Source organism: Modestobacter italicus, assembly GCF_019799965.1.
Lineage (GTDB): Bacteria > Actinomycetota > Actinomycetes > Mycobacteriales > Geodermatophilaceae > Modestobacter > Modestobacter italicus_A.
On the sequence record NZ_JABGCJ010000009.1, the window covers coordinates 21,827 to 43,971 of the forward strand.

The following is a 22,145-nucleotide window of genomic DNA, read 5'->3' on the forward strand; positions in this document are numbered from 1 at the left end:
GGATGTCATCAGGTCGTCAAGCAGGCGCAGCTCAGCGCACGAGGCGGATCTCCGCCAGGCCCTCCCACGCGTCGTCGACCTGCCGGGCGCCGTCGGGGGAGAAGCCGTTGCGCCGGTAGAACGCGATCGCCCGGGGGTTCTCCTCGGCCACCCACAGCGACGCGGGCCGATCGGCGAGGACGGCGTCCAGCAGCGCCTGCCCCAGGCCGCTCCCGTGTTGCGCCGCTAGCAGGTACAGGGTGGTCAGCTCCTGCACCCGGACCGGGGGTTCGTCCCGGCTCGGGGCGGCCTGGGCGAACCCGACGACCGCACCGTCCACCTCGGCGACGACGACGGGCTCGGTGGCCGGGTCGGCCAGGACACGGCCCCAGTTGGCGGTGAACCGCTCGGGTGACCGGCTGGCGAAGAAGGCGGGGGAGAGCAGGCCGCCGTAGGTCTCCTGCCAGCAGGCCAGGTGGCAGGGGCCGATGCCGGCGGCGTCCGCCGGGGTGGCCGGCCGGACGACGCCCGGTGTGCTCGCGCTCATGTGCCGATCCTGCCCGGACCCGGCCACTCGCTCATGCCGCCCGCCCTGCCAGCGACCGGCCACCGGCTCATGCCGCGGCCCGCCACATCGCCCACACGGTCGGGCCGCCGGCGGCGAGGGTCACCTCGTGCCGCACGACGAAGCCGGCCGCCGCGTAGAAGGGCAGGTTCGCCGGGTCCGTCGTCTCCAGGGCTGCACCCTCACCAGTGCCGGCCAGCCGGCCGAGCCCGCGGCCGAGCAGCTCGCGCCCGTGGCCGCGGCGCTGGGCGGCGGGGTCCACGGCGAGGAACTGAAGGTAGGCGTGCGGCTCGGCCGGCCGCAGCCCGCCGAGCGCGGCCAGCGCTGCGCCGACCTCCTGGGCTCGCGCCGTCCCGACGAGGGCCGCGAGCAGGCCGCCGAGGGTCGGCAGGGTCGGTTCAGCGGGAACGGGCGCGGCTGCCCGCCACGCCGCCAGCCCCACGGGTGGGTCGCCGGCGACGTCCACCTGCCCGCCGCTGTCCTGCACCTGCTCCAGGTAGCGGCCCAGCCACGCGGCGGCGGCGTCGAGGCGGTGCGTGCGGTCGGGGAACAGCCAGGCGACCAGCGGGTCGTCCGTGTAGGCGCGGGCCAGCAGCGTGCGGGCCTGGGCGGGGGTCAGTGCAGGTCCCGGCGGCTGAACAGCACGATGCCGACCGCCAGCACCATCGCCGTCACGACCGCCATGAAGACCCCGGCCTGCAGGTTGCCCAGCAGGTACTCGGTGGGCTGCCCGGTGAGCTGGTCGTACGCGGTGGTGAGGGTCAGCCCGTCCGGCAGCACCAGGGCGGTGGCGTTGTTGGTGAGCAGCCACGGCTGCCACTCCGGGCGCAGCGCCCGCACCGCGGTCTCCAGCACCGCGAAGTAGACGAAGCCCACGCCCAGCGCCGCGCCGGTGTTGCGCACCAGGTTGGTCAGGCCGAAGCCGAGCAGCCCGGCCAGCGTCGTGAGCAGCACGCCCCGGCCGGCGGTGCCGAGCAGCTCCGGCCAGAAGCCGTCGGGCAGGGCGGTGTCGTCGCCGACGAAGGTCTGCCACAGGCCGGCCATCGCCAACCAGGCGGCCTGCGCGACCATGCCCAGGACGGCGGAGGCGACCGTGACGACGGCGATCTTCGCGCCGAGCACCCGCGGGCGCCGGGTCTCCCAGAACAGCAGCGCCACCATCGACCGGGTCGACCACTCGGCGCCGACGAACGTGGCCGCGACCAGGAAGGCCAGCACCGACCCCGCCGCGCTGAACCCCACCGCGCCGCCGACGCCGTCCGCGGCGAAGGAGAACGGCGCCGGGGACAGGAACCAGTCCAGCGGCACGTCGGCCGTGGTGGTCTCCGGGCCGCACCAGTCGTCCAGCGGGACGTCGTCCGGCGGCTCGGCGTCCCGGAGGCACTGCTCGCGCCCCTCGTTCTGCATCTCGACCTGCTCGGCGCGGGCCTCCTCGGCCGCGGCGAGGCGCTCCGGCGTCGGCGAGGCGAAGGCGAGCAGCCCGATGACGGTGGCGGTGACCCAGCCCAGCGTCGCGAGCAGCAACAGCACGTGGATGAACCGGCGGGCCGCGAAGCGGTGCACCTCGGCGGTCAGCAGGCCGCCGAACCGGCCGGCCGGCGTGGTGGCCGGGGCGTCGGCGCGGGTCTGGACGGCGCTCATGCCGGCTCCGCCGTCAGCGCCAGGAACGCGCTCTCCAGGTCCGCTGCCACCGGTGTCAGCTCCTCCAGGTAGTGGCCGTGCTCGGCGAGCACCCGGGTGACCTCGCCCGGGCCGCGCACCGCCGCGACGACCAGGGCGTCGTCGGTCGGGGTGACGGTGTAGCCGGCGGCGGTGAGCACGGCGGTCGCGGCGGCCCGGTCGGGCACCCGCACCCGCACGTCACCGGTGGAGCGGCCGGCCAGCACCTCGTGCACCGGTCCGGCGGCGATGCACCGGCCGCGGGCCATGATCGAGACCCGGTCGGCGACCTGCTCGATCTCGGCCAGCAGGTGCGAGCTGAGCAGCACCGTGGTCGAACCGTCCCGGCCGAGCCGGCGGATCAGCTCGCGCACGTCCCGGATGCCGGCCGGGTCCAGCCCGTTGCTCGGCTCGTCCAGGATGAGCAGCTGCGGGGACTTGAGCAACGCCGCGGCGATGCCCAGCCGCTGCTTCATCCCCAGCGAGTAGCCCTTGAACCGGTCGTCGGCCCGGTCCCGCAGCTCGACGGTCTCCAGCACCTCCTCCACCCGGGTGCGGGGAACCCCGGCGGTCTCGGCGAGCAGGCGCAGGTTGCGCCGGCCGGAGAAGCCGGGGAAGAACAGCGGCGTCTCGACCAGGGCGCCGACGCTGCCGATCACCTCGGGCAGCCCGGCCGGCACCGGCCGGCCGAGCAGCCGCACCTCGCCGGCGTCGGGCTGGATCAGCCCCAGCAGCACCCGGATGGACGTCGTCTTGCCCGAGCCGTTGGGACCCAGGAAGCCGTGCACCCCGCCGGTCTCGACGACCAGGTCGAGGGCGTCCAGCGCCTTCTGCGGCGGGCGGCCACGCCGGGAGTAGGACTTCGACACCGCGTGCATCTCGACGGCGGGCACCGGCGCCTCCTGGCGGCTGGCTGATCAGGGCGGGTGCACCGTGGCACAGCCGGCCCGCCGGCGACACCACCTGGACGCCGTGTCCGCGACGAACTGCCCGGATCGGTTCCGTCGTCCGCGGGTGGCAGGCTGCGGAGGTGGTCTCCCTCCCCGCGCTGGCCCGCCGCGCCGACGTCACCGTCCGTGCCCTGCTCTCCCGGCTGGCCCGCCGCGCCGGCTGGACCCCGGCCGTGCTGGCGCACCCTGGCTACGGCAGCGACGGGCGGGTGCGGGTGCTCGGCCGGGTGCTGCTCGCCCCGGTCGGCGCCCACCCGGAGGAGCGGCGAGCGGTGCCCGGCTGGCAGCGGTTCCTCACCCTGGAGAGCCCCCGGACCGAGGTGACCGTGACCGTCGCCGGCCAGCGGCGCACCGTGCGCAGCGACGACGACGGGCTGGTCGACGTCACCCTGGACCTGCCGCTGCCCGACGCCGGCGACGTCCCGGTGGTGCTGCGGGCCGGGGAGCGGGAGTCGCACACGGTGCTGCACCTGGCCTCCCCGCAGGCCGCCCGCGGCGTGGTCTGCGACGTCGACGACACCGTGCTGGTCACCGGGATCGCCACCCCGCTGCGCGCCGCCTGGCGCACCTTCGTCAGGCCGATGGACAAGCGGCGCGCGGTGCCGGGTATGGCCGCGCTGCTGCACCAGCTGGTCTCCGGTGCCCCGCACGTGCCGGTCGTCTACCTCAGCAACGGGCCGTGGAACCTGGCCGGGCCGCTCACCCGGTTCCTGGATCGGGCCGGCTTCCCGCCGGGGCCGCTGCTGCTCACCGACTGGGGTCCGACGCCGGACCGCTTCTTCCGCGACGGCCAGGCGCACAAGCGGACGTCGCTGCGCCGGCTGGCCGCCGACCTGCCCGGCGTGCGGTGGACCCTGGTGGGGGACACCGGCGAACACGACCCGGCGCTGTACGAGGAGTTCGCGCTGGACCAGCCGGAGCGGGTGGCGGCCGTGCTGCTGCGCGACGTCCGGGACACCAGCACCCGGACGGGGCGCTTCGGGGAGGTGCCGGTGGTCTACGCCCCCGACGGGACGGCGCTGGCCGGCGCCCTGCCGCCGGCCGGCTGACGGCCGAACAGCCCGGCCAGCGCCGCGTCGGAGGCGGCCAGCGCGGCGCGGTCGAACGTGCTGCTGGAGGCGATCAGCTCCGCGGCGCCGGTGCGCTCCACCAGCTCGGCCAGCCGCCCGGCGACCTGCTCGGGGGTCCCCGCGATGGCCGAGGCGGCGGTCTGCTCGACGTACTGCCGCTGCCGCGGCGTCCAGTCGCGCGCGCGGATCGCCGCGACCGGCTCCAGCGGTGGGAAGGCGCCGGCGGTGCGGGCCTGCGCCATCGCCCACGCCTCAGGCAGCAGCAGCTCCTGCGCCTCGGCAGCGGTGTCGGCCACCAGCACGTCGAGACTGATCGACACCTGCGGCTCCGGCTGCTGGGACGAGGGCCGGAAGGCACGCCGGTAGCCGGCCAGCGCGGCCAGCCCCGGCTCCGGGTCGCCGGCCACCCCGAGCAGCGGACCACCGACCACCACCGGCAGGCCGAGGGCGGCGGCGACCTCCAGCCCGCGGCCGGTGGCCAGCACGCTCATCGGGACCGGCGCCGCCGGGCGTGGGCGGGCGGTCACTTCCGCCGTCCCCTCCAGGTACGACCGCAGCTCGGCGAGGTCGGCGGCGAAGTCGGTCTCGTGCTCGCGCAGCGCCCGGCGCACCGGCGGGGTGAACCCGGGGGAGCGGCCCAGCCCCAGGTCGACCCGGCCGGGGGCCAGTGCCGACAGCATCGCGAACTGCTCGGCCACGACCAGCGGCTGGTGGTGGGGGAGCATCACCCCGGCCGAGCCGATCCGCAGCGTCGTCGTCCGGCCGGCGATCGCGGCGAGCAGGACGGCGGGTGCGGCGCTGGCGACGCCGGGGACGCCGTGGTGCTCGGCGACGAAGAACCGGTGGTAGCCCTGCCGCTCGGCGGCGACCGCGCGGTCGACGGTGCCGGTCACGCCGGTGCTGTCCGGCTCGCCGGACCGGGTGCGGGAGCGGTCCAGCAGCGACAGCCCGACGCCGGTGAGAGCGGCCATCAGAACGCGTACCGGACCGGCAGCCACGGGGCGTGCTGCCGGATCAGCTCCTGCAGCCGGGTGACGCCGGCCCGCTTCACGTCGTTGCGGTAGCGGACGTTGAGCTGGCCGTTCTGGCTGACCTTCGGCTGCTGCAGGTCCGGGCGCCAGAGCAGCTCCTCGGCCTTGGGGTGCCAGCCCAGGTTCACCTCGTGGAGGCCCTCGTTGTGGGTCAGCATGATCACCTCGGTGGCGGCCTGGGCCTTGGCGGCGGCGGAGAGCCGGTCGTCCAGCTGCTGCAGCAGCGCCGTCCAGTCCGCCTCCCAGCCCTCGCGGAGGACCACCGGTGAGAAGTTGAGGTGCACCTCGTAGCCGGCCGCGACGAAGTCGTCGACTGCGGCGATCCGCTCGTCGACCCGGCTGGTGCGCACGTCCAGCAGCCGGGCGTCGGCGTCGGGCATGAGCGAGAACCGCACCCGGGTGCGGCCCTGCGGGTCGAGGTCGAGCAGCTGCCGGTTGACGAACTTGGTGGCGAAGGAGGCCTTGGCCGTCGGGAGGTCACGGAAGGTGGCGATCAGGTCGGCCACGTTGTCGCTGACGACCGCGTCGACCGAGCAGTCGCTGTTCTCGCCGAGGTCGTAGACCCACGCGTCCCGGTCGCACTGGTTGGGCTCGGTCTTGGGGCCCTGGCGGGCGACGTGCCGGCGCAGGTGCGCGGTGATCTGCTCGATGTTGGTGAACACCGTGATCGGGTTGGCGTAGCCCTTGCGCCGCGGCACGTAGCAGTAGGCGCAGGCCATCGCGCAGCCGTTGGCCGTCGAGGGGGCGATGAAGTCCGCCGATCGGCCGTTGGGCCGGGTGCTCAGCGACTTCTTCACGCCCAGCACCAGCGTCTCGCTCTTCACCCGCACCCAGCGCTCGACGTTGCCGGCGTTGCCGTGCAGCTCGGGCAGCTGCCAGTGCGAGTCCACCTCGACCAGTTCTGCGTCGGGGAACCGGGCGAGCACCTGACGGCCGCGCGGGGACGCCGCGGCGGCGGGCTCGGCGTAGACGGTGCGCACCTGCAGCAGCCGGTTGTCGACCGGCGTCTCCTCGGGCAGGACGTCGTCGAAGAGCGTCAGCGCGTCGGTCACGAGAGGTGCAGCGCAGGGCCCGGGAGCGCCATTCCGCGGCCCGGTGTGGCGGACCCCCTAGGCTCCAACGCGCCCCGCCCCTGACCTGGAGGTCCCCCGTGCTGGCCAGCATCGGTTACGCCGTCGCCTACACCGCCGTCGGCATCGCGCTGCTGTTCGTCGGCGCGCTCGCTCTCGACCTGCTCACCCCCGGCCGGCTGGCCAAGCACATCTACGAGGAGCGCTCGGTCAACGCCGGGATCGCCCTGGCCGCCGGCTTCCTCGGGCAGGGTGCGATCGCGTTCACCACCATCTGGACCAACGCCACCAGCGGGTTCGGCCGGGCGCTGGCCTACACCGTCGTGTTCGGGCTGCTCGGCGTCCTGCTGCAGGTGCTGGCGTTCCTGCTGCTGGACGTCCTGACCCCGGGGCGGCTGGGCCATCACCTCACCGGGGTGTCCTTCCACCCGGCCAGCCTGGTCTCCGCCGGCTCGACGCTGGCGGTCTCGGCGATCATCGTCGCCTCCATCTGGCCCTGAGCCTCCATCTGGCCCTGAGCCTCCATCTGGCCCTGAGCCTCCATCTGGCCCTGATCGCCGGTCGTCCGGGTGCGGCCGGACGTCGTCGCCAGCAGCACCCCGGCGACGACGACGGCGCCGCAACCGATCTCCACGGCCGACGTGGCGTCTCCGAGCAGCAGCCACGAGGCCCCGATGCCGACGACCGGCACGAGCATGGAGAACGGGGCCACCGTGCTGGACGGGTGCCGGGCCATCAGCGCCGTCCAGATCCCCGAGCCGAGCAGCGTGGCCACCACGACGGTGTAGAGCAGCCCGGCCAGCGCCAGCAGCCCCTGGGTGGTGCCCAGCGTGGTGAACGAGCGGGCGATCGCGGCCGGGCCCTCGGCGAGCAGTGACACGGCCAGCATCGGCAGCGGGGGCACCACGCTCATCCAGAGGGTGAGCTTCAGCGGCTCGGTGGCCCGTGCCTGCCGGGTGCACAGGTTGCCCAGCGCCCAGCCCAGCCCGCCGCAGAGGGTGAGCAGCACCGGGAGCAGCAGCGCCGTGCCGCCCACCTCGGCCCGGTAGAGGGCGATGCCGCCGAGGCCGGCCACCGCGATGCCGACGCCGGTGAGCTGACGGACGGTGAGCCGCTCGTGCAGCAGCAGGCCGGCCAGCAGCACGGTGAACGGCGCCGAGGACTGGAGCACCAGCGAGGCGAGGCCGGTGGGCATCCCGGTGTCCATCGCCAGGTACAGGAAGAGGAACTGCAGCACGCCGAAGCCGGTGCCGTAGCCGATCAGCCAGCGCAGCGGCACGGCGGGCCGCGGCACGAACAGCAGGGTCGGGACGGCGAGGACGGCGAACCGGAGCGCGACCAGGGCGAAGGGCGGGAACTGCTCGAGCGACAGGTGGATGGCGGTGAAGTTCACGCCCCACAGCACGGCGACGAGGCAGGCGAGCAGGCGGTCACGGCGGGGCACGGGCCGAGCCTGCCGCCCTCCGCCGTCCAACTCCAGTGAAGAGATCTTGACGGTCCGTTCAGAATCGCTTCATGGACCTGCGATCGCTGGAGACCCTGCGCGCCGTCCGCAGCCGCGGCGGGGTCACCGCGGCCGCCGCGGTGCTGCACCTGACGCCGTCGGCGGTCTCCCAGCAGCTGGCCGCGCTCACCGCGGAGCTGGGCGTGCCGCTGACCGAACGGGTCGGCCGCGGGCTGCGGCTCACCCCGGCCGGGGCGGCGCTGGCCGACGCCGCCGTCGACGTCGCCGAGGCGGTCGAGCGGGCCCGTGCGGCCTGCCAGGCGTTCGCCGAGCGGCCGGTGGGCACGGTGCGCGTCTCGGCGTTCCAGAGCGCCGCGCAGCTGCTCTTCCCCCGGCTGCTGGGCGCGGGAGCAACGTTGGACGGCGTCACCCTGGAGTGCGCCGACGAGGACGTGGCGCTCGCCGACTTCCCCGACCTCACCGACCGCTTCGACGTGGTGGTCGCCCACCGGCCCGACGGCGCCGCCGACTGGGGCAGCGGGGTGCGGGTCGTGCCGCTGTTCCGTGAGCCGCTGGACGTCGCGGTCGGCGCGGACCACCCGCTGGCCGGCCGGTCCGCCGTCGTCCCGGAGGAGCTGGCGGGGGAGTCGTGGATCACCGTGCGCGAGGGCTTCCCCGTGGCGCCCGTGCTGGCGGCGGTGGCGGCCCGGTCGGGCGCCGCACCGCACATCGCGCACCGGATCAACGACTTCGCCGTGGCCTCGGCGATGGTCGCCGCCGGGCACGGCATCTCGCTGCTGCCCCGGCACACCACCTCGCGGGTGCCGGGCCTGCGGCTGCTCCCGTTGAGCGGGGTGCCGTCGGGGCGACGGGTCGAGGCGCTGCTGCGCCCCGACCGGGCCGAGCGGCGGGTGGTGACCCGGGTGCTCGACGTGCTGCGCGGCGTCGCTGCTCAGATCGACCGCGGCGCGGGCTGACCCGGCCGGGACCGCTCAGCCGGCGACCCGGTCGGCCAGCTTCTCGGCGTCCACCAGGGACAGCGCCGGCTCGGCCCGGCGCAGCGCCACGACGGCGGCCACCCCCTCGGGCGAGCCGGCCTCGGCGATCATCCGGCGCGCCCACGCCTCGTCGACGTGGGCGGGCAGCGGTGTGGGGGCAGCGGAGGCGCGGCGGAACCACCACAGCCGGTACAGGGCGAGCAGGACGAAGGCCACCGCCCACAGCGCGTCGCCGGCCACCGCGGAGGCGACGGCCGCCGCGCCGCAGCCCACGGCCAGCAGCAACGGCACCCACCGGTGGACCAGCGGGGACTCCAGGAACCTCGACAGTGTCTGCGGCACGCGCGGCGTGCTGCCAGGTGCCGGCGCTCCGTGGCGCTCGGTCGCGCACCGTGGCGCTGCGTGCGGCACCGGGTGCGGCGCCGGCGTGAGACCGGGCTCCGTTTGTGCTGGTCAGGCCAGGGCACAGCTCGTCCGACGGCGCAGGCTGCGTCGCCCGACGATCGGAGACCCATGAAGGCAGTGACCTGGCACGGCAAGCAGGACGTCCGGGTGGACACCGTGGACGACCCCTTCGTCCAGGCCCCCACTGATGCGGTGATCCGGGTGACGACCACCAACATCTGCGGCTCCGACCTGCACCTCTACGACCCGCTGGCGCCGTTCATGGGCGTGGGCGACGTGCTCGGTCACGAGGCGATGGGCCAGGTGGTCGAGGTCGGCGCGGAGACCGGTGACCTGAAGGTCGGTGACCGGGTCTCCATCCCGTTCCAGATTTCCTGCGGGCACTGCTGGATGTGCAAGCAGCACCTGTACACGCAGTGCGAGACCACGCAGGTGCGCGACCAGGGGATGGGTGCGGCGCTCTTCGGCTTCTCCAAGCTCTACGGCGAGGTCCCGGGCGGGCAGGCGGAGTACCTGCGGGTGCCGCAGGCGCAGTTCACCCACATCAAGCTGCCCGAGGGGCCGGCCGACGACCGGTTCGCCTACCTCTCCGACATCCTGCCCACGGCGTGGCAGGGCGTGGAGTACGCCGGGGTGCCCGACGGTGGCACGCTCGTGGTCCTCGGGCTCGGTCCGATCGGTGACTTCGCCTGCCGGATCGGCCAGCACCGGGGCTACCGGGTGATCGGTGTCGACCTGGTGCCCGAGCGGCTGGCCCGGGTCGCGGCCCGCGGCATCGAGGTGGTGGACCTCCGCGAGCACGAGGACGACCTGGGCGACGCGATCCGGGACATGACCGACGGTCGCGGACCGGACTCGGTGCTCGACGCCGTCGGCATGGAGGCGCACGGGTCGCCGGCCACCGGCTTCGTGCAGAAGGCGGCCGGTCTGCTCCCGAGGGCGGTCGCCTCGCCGGTGATGAAAGAGGTCGGCGTCGACCGGCTCAACGCCCTGTACTCGGCGATCGACATCGTGCGGCGGGGCGGCACCATCTCGATCTCCGGTGTCTACGGCGGGGCAGCCGACCCGATGCCGATGATCACGCTGTTCGACAAGCAGATCCAGCTCCGGATGGGCCAGGCGAACATCAAGCGCTGGATCCCGGAGATCATGCCGCTGCTCACCGATGCCGACCCGCTCGGCGTCGACACCTTCGCCACCCACCGGCTGCCGATGTCCCAGGCGCCGGAGGCCTACAAGGCGTTCCAGGAGAAGGCTGACGGGTACGTGAAGGTGCAGCTCAAGCCGGAGCTCTGAGGCCCCGCCAGTGGCCGGCCCGACCGGGTCGGCCACCCGCGCGCCCACGCCCCGGTGTCCCCGTCCCGGGACCGATGGCCACAGGTGCCGGCCGAACGGGTCGGCCGGGTCACCCGGATGGGGGCGGTCGGCGCTGGTGGAGACTCCGGTGTCCCCGTCCCCGGACCGATGGGGCTGCATGTGGTGGAGGCGTAGCGCACCGGAGGTCGCCACCGCCCGGGTCATCGCGCCGGTCATCGGCGCGCTCTACGTCGCCGGTGGGCTGGCCGTCCTCGCCCTGGTGACGCTGTGGGTGGGGGACCTCGACGGACGCGCCGCCGTGCTCGGCGCGATCGGCGGGGTCGCGGCGGTCGCGGGGGCCTCGGTCGTCCGGTGGGGCCACCAGCTGCCCCGCCCGCTGTTCCACCTGCTGGTGCTGGTGGGTACCGCGCTGATCAGCACGGTGGTCGCCCTGGCCCCGGACCCGGTGAGCGCGCTGGCGCTGGCCGGCATCTACTCCTTCGTCGCGGTCGCCGCGTTCTTCCTCTTCGCACCCCCGCTCGCGGCGGCCTACCTCCTGACCGCGATCACCGCGGGCACCGTCGTGCTCTCCGTCCGCGGCGTGCCGGCCGGCCCCGTGGTCGTCCTGGCCGTGGTCACCTGCACCATCGCGCTCGTGGTCGCCACCCTGGTGCGGCGGGCCTCGACGGCCAGCCTGGACGGGCTGACCGGGCTGGCGAACCGGCGGGGGTTCGACGACTCGCTGGAGGAGGCGCTGCGCGTGGCGGCCCGGTCGGGTGGCCGCTTGTCCGCGGCGCTGGTCGACGTCGACCACTTCAAGGCGATCAACGACCAGCACGGGCACGCGGCCGGTGACGAGCTGCTGCGGACCGTGGCCGGCGAGTGGCTGCCGCGCGTCCCGCGGGGTGCGGTGCTCGCCCGGCACGGCGGGGACGAGTTCGCCTTGCTGCTGCCCGACCACGACGGCCCCGCTGCGCTGGCCGTCGTGGAGGAGCTCCGGGTCGCCAGCGCCCAGGTGGCCCTGTCGATCGGGGTGGCCGAGCACCGGCCCGGGGAGCTCGCCTCGCAGCTGATGCGCCGGGCCGACACCGCCCTCTACCGGGCCAAGGCCGCCGGCCGCGGCCGGTCCGCGCTCCACGACCAGCCCGGCACCGGTCGGCGCGGCGTCGGCGGGCGCTCGCGCTGACCGGCCCGGCCGGTCAACTGCGGGCGGCGAGCACCGTTTCGTAGACCTCGACGGTCTGCTGGGCGATGGCCGGCCAGCCGAACTCGGCGAGCACCCGCTCGCGGCCGGCCACGCCCATCGCGGCGGCGCGGTCCGGGTCGGCCAGCAACTCGGCCATCCGGGCGGCCAGCCCGGCGGCGAAGGCGGCCGGGTCGTCGGCGTCGTAGGGCACCAGCAGGCCGGTGCGGCCGTCGTCGACCACCTCGGGGATGCCGCCCACGGCGCTGGCGACCACCGCCGTCCCGCAGGCCGCGGCCTCCAGGTTCACGATGCCCAGCGGCTCGTACACCGAGGGGACGACGAACACCGTCGCGCCGGTGATCAGCGGGACCAGCTGCTCGCGGGGCAGCATCTGCTCGATCCAGACCACACCGGTGCGCCGGGACTGCAGCTCGGCCACCGCGTCGGCCACCTGCTGGCGCTCGGCCGGGGTGTCGGCGGCACCGGCGCAGAGCACCAGCCCGGCCTCGGGGGGCAGCTGCTCGGCCGCGGCCAGCAGGTGCACCAGCCCCTTCTGCCGGGTGATCCGGCCGACGAACAGCGCGTACGGCCGGTCGGGGTCGACGCCCAGGTCGCGGACGACGTCGGGCGCCTCGACCGGGCGGTAGGCCTGCGCGTCCACGCCGTTGCCGACCACGAAGACCTTCGCCGGGTCCAGGTCGGGGTAGACGTCGAGCACGTCGGTGCGCATGCCCCGGCTCACCGCGATCACCGCGTCGGCGGCGTCGTAGGCGGTGCGCTCGACCCAGGAGGACAGCCGGTAACCGCCACCGAGCTGGTCGGCCTTCCACGGCCGGCGGGGCTCCAGGGAGTGCGCGGTCACCACGTGGGCGGACCCGTGCACCAGCTGGGCGAGCAGGCCGGCGGAGTTGGCGTACCAGGTGTGCGAGTGCACCAGGTCGGCGTCGGCCAGGGCCGCGGCGATCTCCACGTCGACCCCCACCGCCTGCAGCGCGCCGTTGGCCGACTGCAGTCCGCTGGGCACGCCGTGGCCTGTCGCGTCCGGACGCGGACCACCGAAGCAGTGCACGTCCAGCTCCGGGCCGCGCTCCAGCCCACGCAGGGCCGCGACCAGGTGCTCGACGTGCACCCCGGCCCCTCCGTAGACGTCCGGCGGCCATTCCCTCGTCACCACTCCCACGCGCACGCGACTCACCCTAGGTGGTGGTGCACTCGCGCGTGCTGCGCGCAAGATCGCGCGAACTGCCAGCCCAGCAGTTACGTTGCGTCCATGCGTGGCGGTCCGAAGGTCCTGGGAATCGTGCTGGCCGGTGGCGAGGGCAAGCGCCTCGCCCCCCTGACGCAGGACCGGGCCAAGCCCGCCGTGCCCTTCGGGGGCAACTACCGGCTCATCGACTTCGTGCTCTCGAACCTGGTCAACGCCGACATCCGGCGGATCGCGGTGCTGACCCAGTACAAGAGCCACTCCCTGGACCGGCACATCACCACGGTCTGGCGCATGTCGACCCTGCTGGGCAGCTACATCACCCCGGTGCCGGCGCAGCAGCGGCTGGGCCCGCGCTGGTACACCGGCAGCGCCGACGCGATCTACCAGAGCCTCAACCTCATCTACGACGACCGGCCCGAGATCGTCGTCGTCTTCGGCGCCGACCACGTGTACCGGATGGACCCGGCGCAGATGATCGAGCAGCACCTGGCCACCGGCGCCGGTGTCACCGTCGCCGGGCTGCGCGTGCCACGCCAGGAGGCCACCGCCTTCGGCGTGATCGACGCCGACGAGAACGGCAAGGTCCGGCAGTTCCTGGAGAAGCCGGCCGACCCGCCCGGCATGCCCGGCAGCCCCGACGAGACCTTCGCCTCGATGGGCAACTACGTCTTCACCACCGACGCGCTGCTCGAGGCCCTGCGGGTGGATGCCGCCGACGAGAACTCGGTGCACGACATGGGCGGCTCGATCATGCCGATGATGGCCGACGCCGGTGACGCCTACGTCTACGACTTCAGCAGCAACGTCGTCCCCGGCGAGACCGAGCGCGACCACGGCTACTGGCGCGACGTCGGGACGCTGGACGCCTACTACGACTCGCACATGGACCTGGTGTCGGTCTCGCCGGTGTTCAACCTCTACAACGACCGCTGGCCGATCTACACCCTGCCGCCGATGCTGCCGCCGGCGAAGTTCGTGCTGGGTGGCCGCGCCGAGGAGTCGATGGTCAGCGCGGGCGTGATCATCGACGGCGGCTCCGTGCACGGCTCGGTGGTCTCCCCGGGCGTGCGGCTCGAGCGCGGTTCCCGGGTCGAGGGCAGCGTGCTGATGGACGGCGTGCACATCGGCGAGGGCGCGATCGTCCGCCGGGCGATCCTGGACAAGAACGTCGTCGTCCCGCCCGGCGCGCACATCGGCGTCGACCTGGACCGCGACCGCGAGCGCTACCACGTGAGCGCCGGTGGCGTGACCATCCTCGGCAAGGGCGCCCGCGCGATCGGTTAGAGGACCCCCGTGCCCCCCGACCCTCGCTCCGCTCACGCCGGGACCCTGCACGAGGGCCGCACCGGCACGGCCCCGCTGATCGTCACGCTGCTGCTGGACGACGCCGCGCAGCAGCGGTTCGACCGGTTGCGCGCGGCGCACTTCCCGGCCGAGCGGAACCACCTGCAGGCGCACGTCACGCTCTTCCACGCGCTGCCGGGGGAGCAGCTGGGGCCGGTGCGCGACGAGCTGCGGGCGGCAGCTGACCGGCCGGCGTTCGACGTCACCGTCACCGGGGTGCGGTTCCTCGGCCGCGGGGTGGCGCTGGACCTGGAGTCAGGTGAGCTCACCGGGCTGCGGGCCGGGCTGGCCGGCGCCTTCGACCCGTGGCTGACCCGGCAGGACCGGCAGTGGTCCCGCCCGCACGTGACCGTGCAGAACAAGGTCGCCCCCGACGTCGCCCGCGCGCTGCACGCGCAGCTGTCCGCCGCCTTCCGGCCGGAGACGGTCACCGCCCGCGGGCTGGGCCTGTGGCACTACCGCGGTGGCCCCTGGGAGCCCGCCGACCGCTTCCCGTTCCGCTGACCCGCTGCCCCGGCTCTCGAGAGCGGCTGCTTCCTCAGGTGCGTTTGGTGGCGACCAGGAGGCCGGTGCCGATCGGCAGCACCGCGCAGGTGAGGGTCTCGTCCTCGCGCAGGGTGCGGGCGATCTCCCGCCAGGCGACGGTCTGCGGGTCGCGGGCCGAGCGGTCGGCGATCCGGGCCTCGGCGAGGAGGCCGTGGCAGACCAGCGAGCCGCCGCGGCGGATCAGCCCGAGCAGGCCGTCGAGGTGGGCGGAGTACTCCAGCGGCGGGCCGGCGCAGCTGACCAGGTCGTAGCCGCCGGGGGAGAGGCGGGGCAGCACCTCGCCGGGGGTGCCGAAGATCAGCCGGGTGCGGCCGCTGGGGATGCCGGCCTCGGTGAACGCCCGCCGGGCGGCGCGCAGCTCGGCCGGGTCGGCGTCCAGCGAGGTGAGCACCCCGTCGGTCCGCATGCCCTGCAGCAGCCACAGCCCGGCCACGCCGCCACCGCTGCCGATCGAGACGACCGAGCGGGCGTCGCTGGAGGCGGCGAGGACGGCGAGGGTGGCGCCGACCGCGGGCTCGACGGGGGCCGGGGTGCCGAAGGCACTGGCCGACGTCAGGGCCCGCTGTCGCGCTGCGGCCTGGGCCGGGCTCTCGGTGGCGAAGCTGTCGGCGTAGTCCGCAGCGCTGGTCGGGGACCCTCCTGAGGGGGGCGGTCCGGCAGCGCTGGTCACTGGGCGAGGGTAGTGGCGGCACCGGGGTCCGCGCCCGGGAGGGGTGGCGCCACCGTCGTCCGCCCGGGTGTTCCTGGCAACTGGCTGTGGGTCGGCCGGTGACGGGAACACCGCTCCGCTCCTCGCCCGTTGGAGCGGGCGTGCGTCTCTCGCGTACCACCAGCCAGCCTGCCGTCGAGCGGTCCACCCCCGGTGGGGAGGTGTCCGCGCCCGTGGTCTGCGATCCTGGGCCGGTGACCGGATCCGCCGCCGCCGAGCCCGCGGGGCAGGGGCTGCCCGAGCCCGCCGCCGCAGCGACCGAGCCGTGGGTGGCCCCGACCTGGGAGCAGGTCGTCCGCGACCACTCCGCACGCGTGTACCGGCTGGCCTACCGGCTGTCGGGCAACCAGCAGGACGCCGAGGACCTCACCCAGGAGACGTTCGTGCGGGTGTTCCGCTCGCTGGCGGACTTCTCCCCGGGCACCTTCGAGGGCTGGCTGCACCGGATCACCACGAACCTCTTCCTGGACATGGTCCGGCGGCGGCAGCGGATCCGGTTCGACGCGCTGCCCGAGGACACCGAGCGGTTGCCCGGCTCCGCGCCCTCGCCGGAGCAGGTCTACGCCGACACCCACCTCGACCCGCAGGTGCAGGCCGCACTCGACGCGCTGAGCCCGGAGTTCCGCGTTGCCGTCGTCCTGTGCGACATCGAGGGCCTCACCTACGAGGAGATCTCGGCGACGCTGGGCATCAAGCTGGGCACCGTCCGCAGCCGCATCCACCGCGGCCGGGTGCAGCTGCGCGAGACCCTGGCGCACATGGCCCCGAACCGCACAGCCGCCGGCCGCGCCGCGCTGGCCGCCGGGGAGGTGTCGTGAGCATCTCGGAGAGCCACCTCGCCCAGGAGGCGATCGCCGCCCTCGTCGACGGGGAGCTGTCCGGTGGGGCAGCCGGCCGCGCTGCCCGGCACCTGGGCGGCTGCGCCCAGTGCCGGATGGCGGTCGCCGCGCAGCGGGAGGCCAAGGACGCCCTGCAGCGGGGGGTCGACGTCGACGTCCCCTGTGACCTGCTGTCCCGGCTGAAGGCGATCCCGTTCACCGCGGACGTGCCCGGCAGCGGAGGGCTGGGCACGCTGAGCGCGGGTGCCGACGGGCTCACCACCACTGGACTGGGCGGCTCGTGGGCCATCCCGCTCGCGCCGCCCGAGCCGCCGGCCCGCCACGACGGCAGCGGCCGCTGGCTGCGCCGCGGTGTCACCGGTGCGCTGGCCGGGTTGGGGCTCGGCGTCGCCGTGCTCGCGGTCGGCCTGCCGGCCGGGGACGTGCCCGCCGACGAGGTCGCGCGGCCCGGGCAGGTCACCGGGCCGGTCAGCCGCACGATCCCGACCGAGCGCACCGACATCGTGCCGCCGGTGGTGCGCACGATGACCGTGGGCGCCAGCTCCACGCTGCCCCCGGACGGGACGCCCTGAGCGAGACGCCCGGCCCCCACCCGACCGGTCCCCGGCGGGTCGACGAGCGCGCCGATGACCAGCGGGTGGACCAGGCAGCCGTCTTCGGACGGCCGGCCGGCACCACCGGCGCCTTCGCGCCCACCGACGTCCGGCTGCAGCCGGGTCCGGCAGCGCGGCCCGAGCCGCACCCGGGCCAGCAGGCCGCCTTCGGTCGGCCGCAGGAGGTCACCGGCTCCTTCAGCGGCGACCGGCCGGTGCCCGCGCCGAGGCCGCTGCCGCCGCCACCGCCGGAGGCCGTGCTGCGCGCCTTCGCACCCCGCGACGGGGCCTCCGGCCTCGGGGAACCGCTCGGCGGCCGCCCGCAGCGGCGGCGCACCGCGGCCGCGCCGTTCTGGAAGCCCGACGCCACGGCCGACCCCTGGCGCGACCCCTACGCGCCCGCCGGTCTCGGCGCGCCGGCCGAGTACCCCCGCGAGGAGCTGCAGCCCGGCCCGGTCGTCGTCGACGCCCAGGGCCGCCGCAAGGTACGGCTGCGTGACCTCTCGCTCCGGCTGACCACCCTCGCGCTGCTCTGCCTGCTCCTGGTCGGCGTCGTCGGGGGCACCACCGCCTGGTTCCTCGGCCGCACCGCCGACGAGGAACCGCTGCTCTCGCCGGGCACGCAGCTCTCCGAGGTCTCCCCGGGCACCAGCCGGGAGCCGGGCTCGGTGGCCGACATCGCCGGGCGGATCACCCCCGCGGTCGTCTCCATCGAGGTGCGGCTGGCCAACGCCGGGGCGACCGGGTCCGGTGTGGTCGTCGACGCCGACGAGGGCTACATCGTCACCAACAACCACGTCGTCTCCGGGGCGGCGGATGCCGAGGACGCCGAGATCCGCGCGGTCTTCGACGACGGCAGCGGCAGCCCGGCCCGGATCGTGGGACGTGACCCGGCCAGCGACCTCGCCGTCCTGAAGGTGGAGAAGCCGGGGCTGGTCGCGGCTTCCCTGGGCGATCCGGCGGGTCTGGTCGTCGGTGACCCGGTCGTGGCGATCGGCTCGCCGCTGGGCCTGGCCGGGACGGTCACCAGCGGCATCGTCAGTGCGCTCGACCGCCCGGTCCGGCTCTCCGGCGAGGGCAGCGACACCAACGCGGTGATCAGCGCGGTGCAGACCGACGCCCCGATCAACCCGGGCAACTCCGGTGGCGCGCTCGTCGACGGCACCGGCGCGGTCATCGGGATCAACACCGCGATCGCGTCCGTGGGCGGCAACGGCACCACCGGCGGCTCGATCGGGCTCGGCTTCGCCATCCCGATCGACACCGTCCGCGACATCGCCGAGCAGCTGATCTCCACCGGGTCGGCGGTGCACGCCACCCTCGGGGTGAACGCGCGATCGGTCACCGACGGCACCCGGGACGGTGCCCTCGTGGTGAACGTCGAGCCCGGCAGCGGTGCGGCCGAGGCAGGCGTGCAGGAGCAGGACGTCGTGATCGCGGTGGACGGCGAGGCGGTGGGCAGCTCCGAGGAGCTGGTCGTCGCCGTCGACGCCCGTGAGCCGGGCGACACGGTGACCCTCGAGCTGGTGCGCAACGGGGGCTCGCGCGAGGTCCAGGTCACCCTCGGCGCCGCCTGAGCCCGGGCCCGCGGGCGGGCCGGACACCAGTTGTTGGGGTTGCGCTCAGCTGCTGGTCAGTCGGCCCACCTACGCTGGACACGACCGCGGCGCGCGGTCGGGTGCGAGGAGGAACGGTGTTCAACTCGATCGGCTGGGGCGAGATCGTCGTCCTGGCGCTGGCCGCGCTGTTCATCTTCGGCCCCGACCGGCTGCCCTCGCTGGCCAAGGACGCGGCCACCGGGCTGAAGAAGGCACGCGAGGCGGTCACCGGGGTGCGGGGCCAGCTGCACGACACCCTGGGCGACGACTTCGACCACCTGCGGGACATCGACCTGCGGCAGTACCACCCCAAGACCTTCATCCGGCAGCAGCTGCTCGCCGACGACGACGACGCGCCCCGATCGACCGCCGGTGGGGCGACCGCGGCATCCAGGGCGCGGTCCGCGCAGCTGACCCGCACCCGCGCCGCCGGCAGCCCGCCGCCGTTCGACGCCGACGCCACCTGACCCCGGGGTCAGGTCCTCCGGCAGCACCTGACCCCGCCGTCATCGGACGCCGCGGCGGAGGCGCTGGACACCTCTGCCGTCGGTGGGCAGACTCCGCGCACCGACCTGTCGACGCCCGGGGGTGCCGCATGGCGCGTGAGACGACCTACGTGACACCGTCGGTGGTCTGGTGGCTCCGGGGGCTGGTCACCGTGCTCGGGGTCGCCGGCGCGGTCGCGGGGCCGGTCTACGCGATCAACGGCGCCACCCAGGCAGGTGCCGCCGTCCGGGTGCCGGTCGAGCTGGCCGTCGGCGCTGTCGACGTGCCCGGGCTGCCCGACGGCGCCCTGGTGACCGGGCTGGACGGGGGGCGGGCGGCGGAGCTGTCGGCCTGGTACTCCACCGTGGGCGAGCAGCTGCTGGCCCGCGGCGACGCCGCCGTCCTCGGCCTGGCCGCCGGCGTCGCGGCCTGGCTGCTGCGCCCTGTGCTGGCCTCGATCGCCGCCGGGCACGCGTTCGAGCCCGGCAACGCCCGGCGGGTGGCCGGCCTGGCCGTGCTGGTGGTGCTGGCAGTCGGCATCGGTCCGCTGCTGCCGCAGCTGGCCTCGCTCGCCGTCCTGGACCGGCTCGGGCAGATCGGACCGGACAGCGCGTTCGTCCCCGGGGTGACCCTCACCGTCGTCCCGGCACTGCTGGGCGGCGTCCTGCTGCTCGTGCTCGCCGAGGTCTTCCGGCAAGGGGAGGGGACCAGCTGGGACGTCGAGGAGCTGGTGTGACCCACCCGGACGCAGCAGCGGCGGGACACCCGTGGGGTGACCCGCCGCTGTCGTCCGAGCTGGTGACTACCGCTTGACCGGGGTGAGCCCCAGCGACATGCCGGACAGGCCGCGCGACCGGACGGCGAGCCCGTCGGCGATCTTCGACAGCGACTGCGCGGCCGGGGCGTCGGGCTCCGCGAGCACGATCGGCGCACCGGCGTCACCGGCCTCGCGGAGCCGGGTGTCCAGCGGGATCTGGCCGAGCAGCGGCACCCGGGCGCCGAGGGTCTTGGTCAGCGCGTCGGAAACGGCCTCGCCACCGCCGGAGCCGAACACCTCCATCCGGGAGCCGTCGGGCAGCTCCAGCCAGGACATGTTCTCGATGACGCCGACCACCTGCTGGTGGGTCTGGGTCGCGATCGCGCCGGCCCGCTCGGCCACCTCGGCGGCGGCCAGCTGCGGCGTGGTGACCACCAGGATCTCGGCGTTGGGCACCAGCTGGGCGATGGAGATGGCCACGTCACCCGTGCCCGGGGGCAGGTCGAGCAGCAGCACGTCCAGGTCGCCCCACCACACGTCGGCGAGGAACTGCTGCAGCGCGCGGTGCAGCATCGGGCCACGCCACACCACGGGGGTGTTGCCCGGGGTGAACATGCCGATGGAGATGACCTTCACGCCGTAGGACTGCGGCGGCATGATCATGTTGTCGACCTGGGTGGGCTTGTCGTCCACGCCGAGCATGCGGGGCACCGAGTGGCCGTAGATGTCGGCGTCCACGACGCCGACCGACAGGCCCTTCTTCGCCATCGCGGCGGCCAGGTTGACCGTGACGCTGGACTTGCCGACCCCGCCCTTGCCGGAGGCGACCGCGTAGACGCGGGTCAGCGAGCCGGGCTGGGCGAAGGGGATGACCGGCTCGGCGCTGTCGCCGCCGCGCACGGTCTTGCGCAGCTCGGTGCGCTGCTCGTCGCTCATCACGTCCAGGCCGACCTGGACGGCGGTGACGCCGGGGACGGCGCCGACGGCCTGGGTGACGCGGTTGGTGATGGTCTCGCGCATCGGGCAGCCGGCGACGGTCAGGTAGACCTCGACGCGCACGGCGCCCGGGTCGCCGCCGACGCCGATCTGCACGTCCTTGACCATGCCCAGCTCGGGCAGCGGACGGTTGATCTCCGGGTCCTGCACCGTCGCCAGGGCCGCGTTCACGGCGTCCAGCGCCGGTGATCCGGTCAGCGTGTCGGACATGCGGATGTGTCTCCTTCGACGGGGAGCTCGCGGGTACCGGGCCCATGGTGGGGCCCGCGCGCGGGCGCCCCTCACTGTACGGCGGCCCGGGACACCGGCCCGGGCCAGCGGGTGTGAGCCCGGCCAACCCCGGGACTCTAGGGTCCCCTCGTGCCGTCCGACGCCCGCAGCGCGACCCTGCGCGACGCGATCGGTCTCGGGGTGGCCGTGGGCCTGTACGGCGTCGCGTTCGGTGCGGCCGCCGCCGGTGCCGGGCTGGACACCTGGCAGGCGGTGACCCTGTCGGCGCTGATGTTCACCGGCGCCTCGCAGTTCGCGCTGGTGGGGGTCCTCGGCGCCGGCGGGGGTGCGTTCGCGGCGGTGGGCAGCGCGCTGCTGCTGGGCACCCGGAACACGGTCTACGGCGTGCGGCTCGCCCCCATGCTGGCGCCCCGCGGGCTGCTCCGCCGGGCCGGCGCCGCGCACTGGGTGATCGACGAGACGACGGCGATGGCGGTCGCGGCGCCCGACCGGGAGCTGGGCCGGCTGGCTTTCTGGGTCACCGGCGCGACCATCTACCTCGGCTGGAACGTGACCACGCTGATCGGCTCGCTGGGTGCCGCCGCGCTGGGTGCGACCGCGCAGGCCGCGCTGGACGCGATCGTGCCCGCCGCCTTCCTGGCCCTGCTCTGGCCCCGGCTGCGGCGCACCGCCCGCGAGCCCTGGGTGCAGCGCCGGGTCGCTCTCGGCGGGGCGGTGGTCGCGCTGGCGCTGACCCCGTTCGTGCCGGCCGGGGTGCAGGTGGTGCTGGCCGTGGTCGCGGTCGCGCTGGCCGGCCGGCCGCGGACGGCGGCGACCCCGTGAGCAGCGGGACGCTGTGGGCGGTGGTGCTGGTCGGCTCGCTGGGCTGCTACCTGCTGAAGCTGACCGGGCTGTCGGTGCCGGCGGCCTGGGTGGAGCGGCCCTGGGTCACCCGGGTGGTGGAGTTCGTGCCGGCGGCGCTGCTGGCCGCGCTGGTCGCCGTCCAGGCCGCGACGTCGGGGCGGGACCTGGTCGTCGACGGCCGGCTGGTCGGGCTGGCGGTGGCCGCGCTCGCCCTGGCGTTGCGGGCGCCGTTCATCGTCGTCCTGGCGCTGGCCGGCGCAGCCGGGGCATTGGTGCACGTCCTCACCGGCTGACCCCGGACGCGACGACGGCCGCGACCCCGGAGGGGCCACGGCCGTCGGCG

25 protein-coding genes are annotated in these 22,145 nt (G+C 75.0%); 14 read left to right on the top strand and 11 right to left on the bottom strand.

What is annotated here, in order from left to right; all coding sequences use genetic code 11:
- Positions 1 to 31 precede the first annotated feature (31 nt).
- The 4 genes from HLA93_RS18605 to HLA93_RS18620 all read right to left on the bottom strand — a co-directional run bounded on the left by HLA93_RS18605 (position 32) and on the right by HLA93_RS18620 (position 3,096).
- The gene (locus tag HLA93_RS18605) at positions 32 to 526 is read right to left on the bottom strand and encodes a GNAT family N-acetyltransferase (RefSeq protein ID WP_222195933.1); all 495 of its coding nucleotides are present in this window, start codon (positions 524 to 526) and stop codon (positions 32 to 34) included.
- A 67-nt stretch (positions 527 to 593) separates the two neighbouring features.
- On the bottom strand, positions 594 to 1,031 hold the full coding sequence (locus tag HLA93_RS21850; protein ID WP_222195934.1) for a GNAT family N-acetyltransferase: 438 nt from the start codon (positions 1,029 to 1,031) through the stop codon (positions 594 to 596).
- A 128-nt stretch (positions 1,032 to 1,159) separates the two neighbouring features.
- Positions 1,160 to 2,185 carry an ABC transporter permease subunit gene (locus HLA93_RS18615; RefSeq protein ID WP_222195935.1) on the bottom strand — a complete coding sequence of 342 codons (1,026 nt, stop codon included), beginning with the start codon at positions 2,183 to 2,185 and terminating at the stop codon, positions 1,160 to 1,162.
- Positions 2,182 to 3,096, bottom strand: a complete 915-nt coding sequence (locus HLA93_RS18620; protein WP_222195936.1) for an ABC transporter ATP-binding protein — start codon at positions 3,094 to 3,096, stop codon at positions 2,182 to 2,184. Before HLA93_RS18620 ends, HLA93_RS18615 begins: the two co-directional genes overlap by 4 nt.
- 137 nt (positions 3,097 to 3,233) lie before the next feature.
- Here HLA93_RS18620 and HLA93_RS18625 point away from each other — a divergent pair, with 137 nt between their 5' ends.
- Positions 3,234 to 4,202, top strand: a complete 969-nt coding sequence (locus HLA93_RS18625) for an App1 family protein (protein WP_222195937.1) — start codon at positions 3,234 to 3,236, stop codon at positions 4,200 to 4,202.
- Here HLA93_RS18625 and HLA93_RS18630 read toward each other — a convergent pair.
- Entirely contained in the window at positions 4,151 to 5,194 is a 1,044-nt protein-coding gene (locus HLA93_RS18630; protein WP_222195938.1) for an MsnO8 family LLM class oxidoreductase, read from the bottom strand. The two genes, HLA93_RS18625 and HLA93_RS18630, sit on opposite strands and share 52 nt — an antisense overlap.
- Positions 5,194 to 6,306, bottom strand: a complete 1,113-nt coding sequence (locus tag HLA93_RS18635) for a spore photoproduct lyase family protein (protein ID WP_222195939.1) — start codon at positions 6,304 to 6,306, stop codon at positions 5,194 to 5,196. The genes HLA93_RS18630 and HLA93_RS18635 overlap by 1 nt, the downstream gene beginning before the upstream one ends.
- Before the next feature lie 98 nt (positions 6,307 to 6,404).
- Between HLA93_RS18635 and HLA93_RS18640 the strand changes: the two genes are divergently transcribed.
- On the top strand, positions 6,405 to 6,824 hold the full coding sequence (locus HLA93_RS18640) for a DUF350 domain-containing protein (RefSeq protein WP_222195940.1): 420 nt from the start codon (positions 6,405 to 6,407) through the stop codon (positions 6,822 to 6,824).
- On the opposite strand, the gene HLA93_RS18645 is transcribed toward HLA93_RS18640, so the two are convergent.
- Positions 6,728 to 7,768, bottom strand: a complete 1,041-nt coding sequence (locus HLA93_RS18645) for an EamA family transporter (protein WP_222195941.1) — start codon at positions 7,766 to 7,768, stop codon at positions 6,728 to 6,730. The genes HLA93_RS18640 and HLA93_RS18645 overlap by 97 nt on opposite strands.
- A gap of 71 nt (positions 7,769 to 7,839) precedes the next feature.
- Here HLA93_RS18645 and HLA93_RS18650 point away from each other — a divergent pair, with 71 nt between their 5' ends.
- Complete coding sequence (locus HLA93_RS18650) at positions 7,840 to 8,745, top strand: LysR family transcriptional regulator (protein WP_222195942.1); 906 nt, start codon at positions 7,840 to 7,842, stop codon at positions 8,743 to 8,745.
- A 15-nt stretch (positions 8,746 to 8,760) separates the two neighbouring features.
- Here the strand turns inward: HLA93_RS18650 and HLA93_RS18655 are convergent, their stop codons facing one another.
- Positions 8,761 to 9,108, bottom strand: a complete 348-nt coding sequence (locus tag HLA93_RS18655; protein WP_222195943.1) for a hypothetical protein — start codon at positions 9,106 to 9,108, stop codon at positions 8,761 to 8,763.
- Between the two features lie 171 nt (positions 9,109 to 9,279).
- Between HLA93_RS18655 and HLA93_RS18660 the strand changes: the two genes are divergently transcribed.
- Both HLA93_RS18660 and HLA93_RS18665 read left to right on the top strand, forming a co-directional pair.
- The gene (locus tag HLA93_RS18660; RefSeq protein ID WP_222195944.1) at positions 9,280 to 10,467 is read left to right on the top strand and encodes a zinc-dependent alcohol dehydrogenase; all 1,188 of its coding nucleotides are present in this window, start codon (positions 9,280 to 9,282) and stop codon (positions 10,465 to 10,467) included.
- 178 nt (positions 10,468 to 10,645) lie between these two features.
- Positions 10,646 to 11,653, top strand: a complete 1,008-nt coding sequence (locus HLA93_RS18665) for a GGDEF domain-containing protein (protein WP_222195945.1) — start codon at positions 10,646 to 10,648, stop codon at positions 11,651 to 11,653.
- A 13-nt stretch (positions 11,654 to 11,666) separates the two neighbouring features.
- On the opposite strand, the gene glgA is transcribed toward HLA93_RS18665, so the two are convergent.
- Entirely contained in the window at positions 11,667 to 12,839 is a 1,173-nt protein-coding gene (gene glgA, locus HLA93_RS18670; RefSeq protein ID WP_222195946.1) for a glycogen synthase, read from the bottom strand.
- Positions 12,840 to 12,923: 84 nt separating this feature from the next.
- Here glgA and glgC point away from each other — a divergent pair, with 84 nt between their 5' ends.
- Both glgC and HLA93_RS18680 read left to right on the top strand, forming a co-directional pair.
- The gene (gene glgC, locus HLA93_RS18675; RefSeq protein ID WP_222195947.1) at positions 12,924 to 14,144 is read left to right on the top strand and encodes a glucose-1-phosphate adenylyltransferase; all 1,221 of its coding nucleotides are present in this window, start codon (positions 12,924 to 12,926) and stop codon (positions 14,142 to 14,144) included.
- 9 nt (positions 14,145 to 14,153) lie between these two features.
- Positions 14,154 to 14,708 carry a 2'-5' RNA ligase family protein gene (locus HLA93_RS18680; protein WP_222195948.1) on the top strand — a complete coding sequence of 185 codons (555 nt, stop codon included), beginning with the start codon at positions 14,154 to 14,156 and terminating at the stop codon, positions 14,706 to 14,708.
- Between the two features lie 34 nt (positions 14,709 to 14,742).
- Here HLA93_RS18680 and HLA93_RS21855 read toward each other — a convergent pair whose 3' ends face one another.
- On the bottom strand, positions 14,743 to 15,420 hold the full coding sequence (locus HLA93_RS21855; protein ID WP_222195949.1) for an O-methyltransferase: 678 nt from the start codon (positions 15,418 to 15,420) through the stop codon (positions 14,743 to 14,745).
- Positions 15,421 to 15,653: 233 nt separating this feature from the next.
- Between HLA93_RS21855 and sigE the strand changes: the two genes are divergently transcribed.
- The 5 genes from sigE (at position 15,654) to HLA93_RS18710 (ending at position 19,711) form a co-directional block, all read left to right on the top strand.
- The gene (gene sigE / locus HLA93_RS18690) at positions 15,654 to 16,277 is read left to right on the top strand and encodes an RNA polymerase sigma factor SigE (RefSeq protein WP_439957988.1); all 624 of its coding nucleotides are present in this window, start codon (positions 15,654 to 15,656) and stop codon (positions 16,275 to 16,277) included.
- Positions 16,274 to 16,870 carry an anti-sigma factor family protein gene (locus HLA93_RS21695; protein ID WP_222195950.1) on the top strand — a complete coding sequence of 199 codons (597 nt, stop codon included), beginning with the start codon at positions 16,274 to 16,276 and terminating at the stop codon, positions 16,868 to 16,870. Before sigE ends, HLA93_RS21695 begins: the two co-directional genes overlap by 4 nt.
- A 65-nt stretch (positions 16,871 to 16,935) precedes the next feature.
- Complete coding sequence (locus tag HLA93_RS22130; RefSeq protein ID WP_222195951.1) at positions 16,936 to 18,468, top strand: S1C family serine protease; 1,533 nt, start codon at positions 16,936 to 16,938, stop codon at positions 18,466 to 18,468.
- A 116-nt stretch (positions 18,469 to 18,584) separates the two neighbouring features.
- The gene (locus HLA93_RS18705; protein WP_222195952.1) at positions 18,585 to 18,956 is read left to right on the top strand and encodes a twin-arginine translocase TatA/TatE family subunit; all 372 of its coding nucleotides are present in this window, start codon (positions 18,585 to 18,587) and stop codon (positions 18,954 to 18,956) included.
- A 128-nt stretch (positions 18,957 to 19,084) separates the two neighbouring features.
- Positions 19,085 to 19,711 carry a hypothetical protein gene (locus tag HLA93_RS18710; RefSeq protein WP_222195953.1) on the top strand — a complete coding sequence of 209 codons (627 nt, stop codon included), beginning with the start codon at positions 19,085 to 19,087 and terminating at the stop codon, positions 19,709 to 19,711.
- A 66-nt stretch (positions 19,712 to 19,777) separates the two neighbouring features.
- Here the strand turns inward: HLA93_RS18710 and HLA93_RS18715 are convergent, their stop codons facing one another.
- Positions 19,778 to 20,938: an Mrp/NBP35 family ATP-binding protein gene (locus tag HLA93_RS18715; protein WP_222195954.1), complete on the bottom strand. Its 1,161-nt coding sequence runs from the start codon at positions 20,936 to 20,938 to the stop codon at positions 19,778 to 19,780.
- A 150-nt stretch (positions 20,939 to 21,088) separates the two neighbouring features.
- Between HLA93_RS18715 and HLA93_RS18720 the strand changes: the two genes are divergently transcribed.
- Positions 21,089 to 21,781 (top strand): AzlC family ABC transporter permease, encoded by a 693-nt coding sequence (locus HLA93_RS18720; protein ID WP_222195955.1) that lies wholly within the window; start codon positions 21,089 to 21,091, stop codon positions 21,779 to 21,781.
- Complete coding sequence (locus HLA93_RS18725; RefSeq protein WP_222195956.1) at positions 21,778 to 22,095, top strand: AzlD domain-containing protein; 318 nt, start codon at positions 21,778 to 21,780, stop codon at positions 22,093 to 22,095. The genes HLA93_RS18720 and HLA93_RS18725 overlap by 4 nt, the downstream gene beginning before the upstream one ends.
- Positions 22,096 to 22,145 lie beyond the last annotated feature (50 nt).

What these genes read in the sequence shown, in the direction of transcription:
- HLA93_RS18710 (WP_222195953.1), top strand. Translation starts at nt 19,085, where the DNA reads ATGGCGCGTGAGACGACCTACGTGACACCGTCGGTGGTCTGGTGGCTC.
- glgC (WP_222195947.1), top strand. Translation starts at nt 12,924, where the DNA reads ATGCGTGGCGGTCCGAAGGTCCTGGGAATCGTGCTGGCCGGTGGCGAG.
- HLA93_RS18715 (WP_222195954.1), bottom strand. Translation starts at nt 20,938, where the DNA reads ATGTCCGACACGCTGACCGGATCACCGGCGCTGGACGCCGTGAACGCG.
- HLA93_RS18665 (WP_222195945.1), top strand. Translation starts at nt 10,646, where the DNA reads ATGTGGTGGAGGCGTAGCGCACCGGAGGTCGCCACCGCCCGGGTCATC.
- HLA93_RS18650 (WP_222195942.1), top strand. Translation starts at nt 7,840, where the DNA reads ATGGACCTGCGATCGCTGGAGACCCTGCGCGCCGTCCGCAGCCGCGGC.
- HLA93_RS18615 (WP_222195935.1), bottom strand. Translation starts at nt 2,185, where the DNA reads ATGAGCGCCGTCCAGACCCGCGCCGACGCCCCGGCCACCACGCCGGCC.
- HLA93_RS18630 (WP_222195938.1), bottom strand. Translation starts at nt 5,194, where the DNA reads ATGGCCGCTCTCACCGGCGTCGGGCTGTCGCTGCTGGACCGCTCCCGC.
- HLA93_RS18660 (WP_222195944.1), top strand. Translation starts at nt 9,280, where the DNA reads ATGAAGGCAGTGACCTGGCACGGCAAGCAGGACGTCCGGGTGGACACC.
- HLA93_RS18605 (WP_222195933.1), bottom strand. Translation starts at nt 526, where the DNA reads ATGAGCGCGAGCACACCGGGCGTCGTCCGGCCGGCCACCCCGGCGGAC.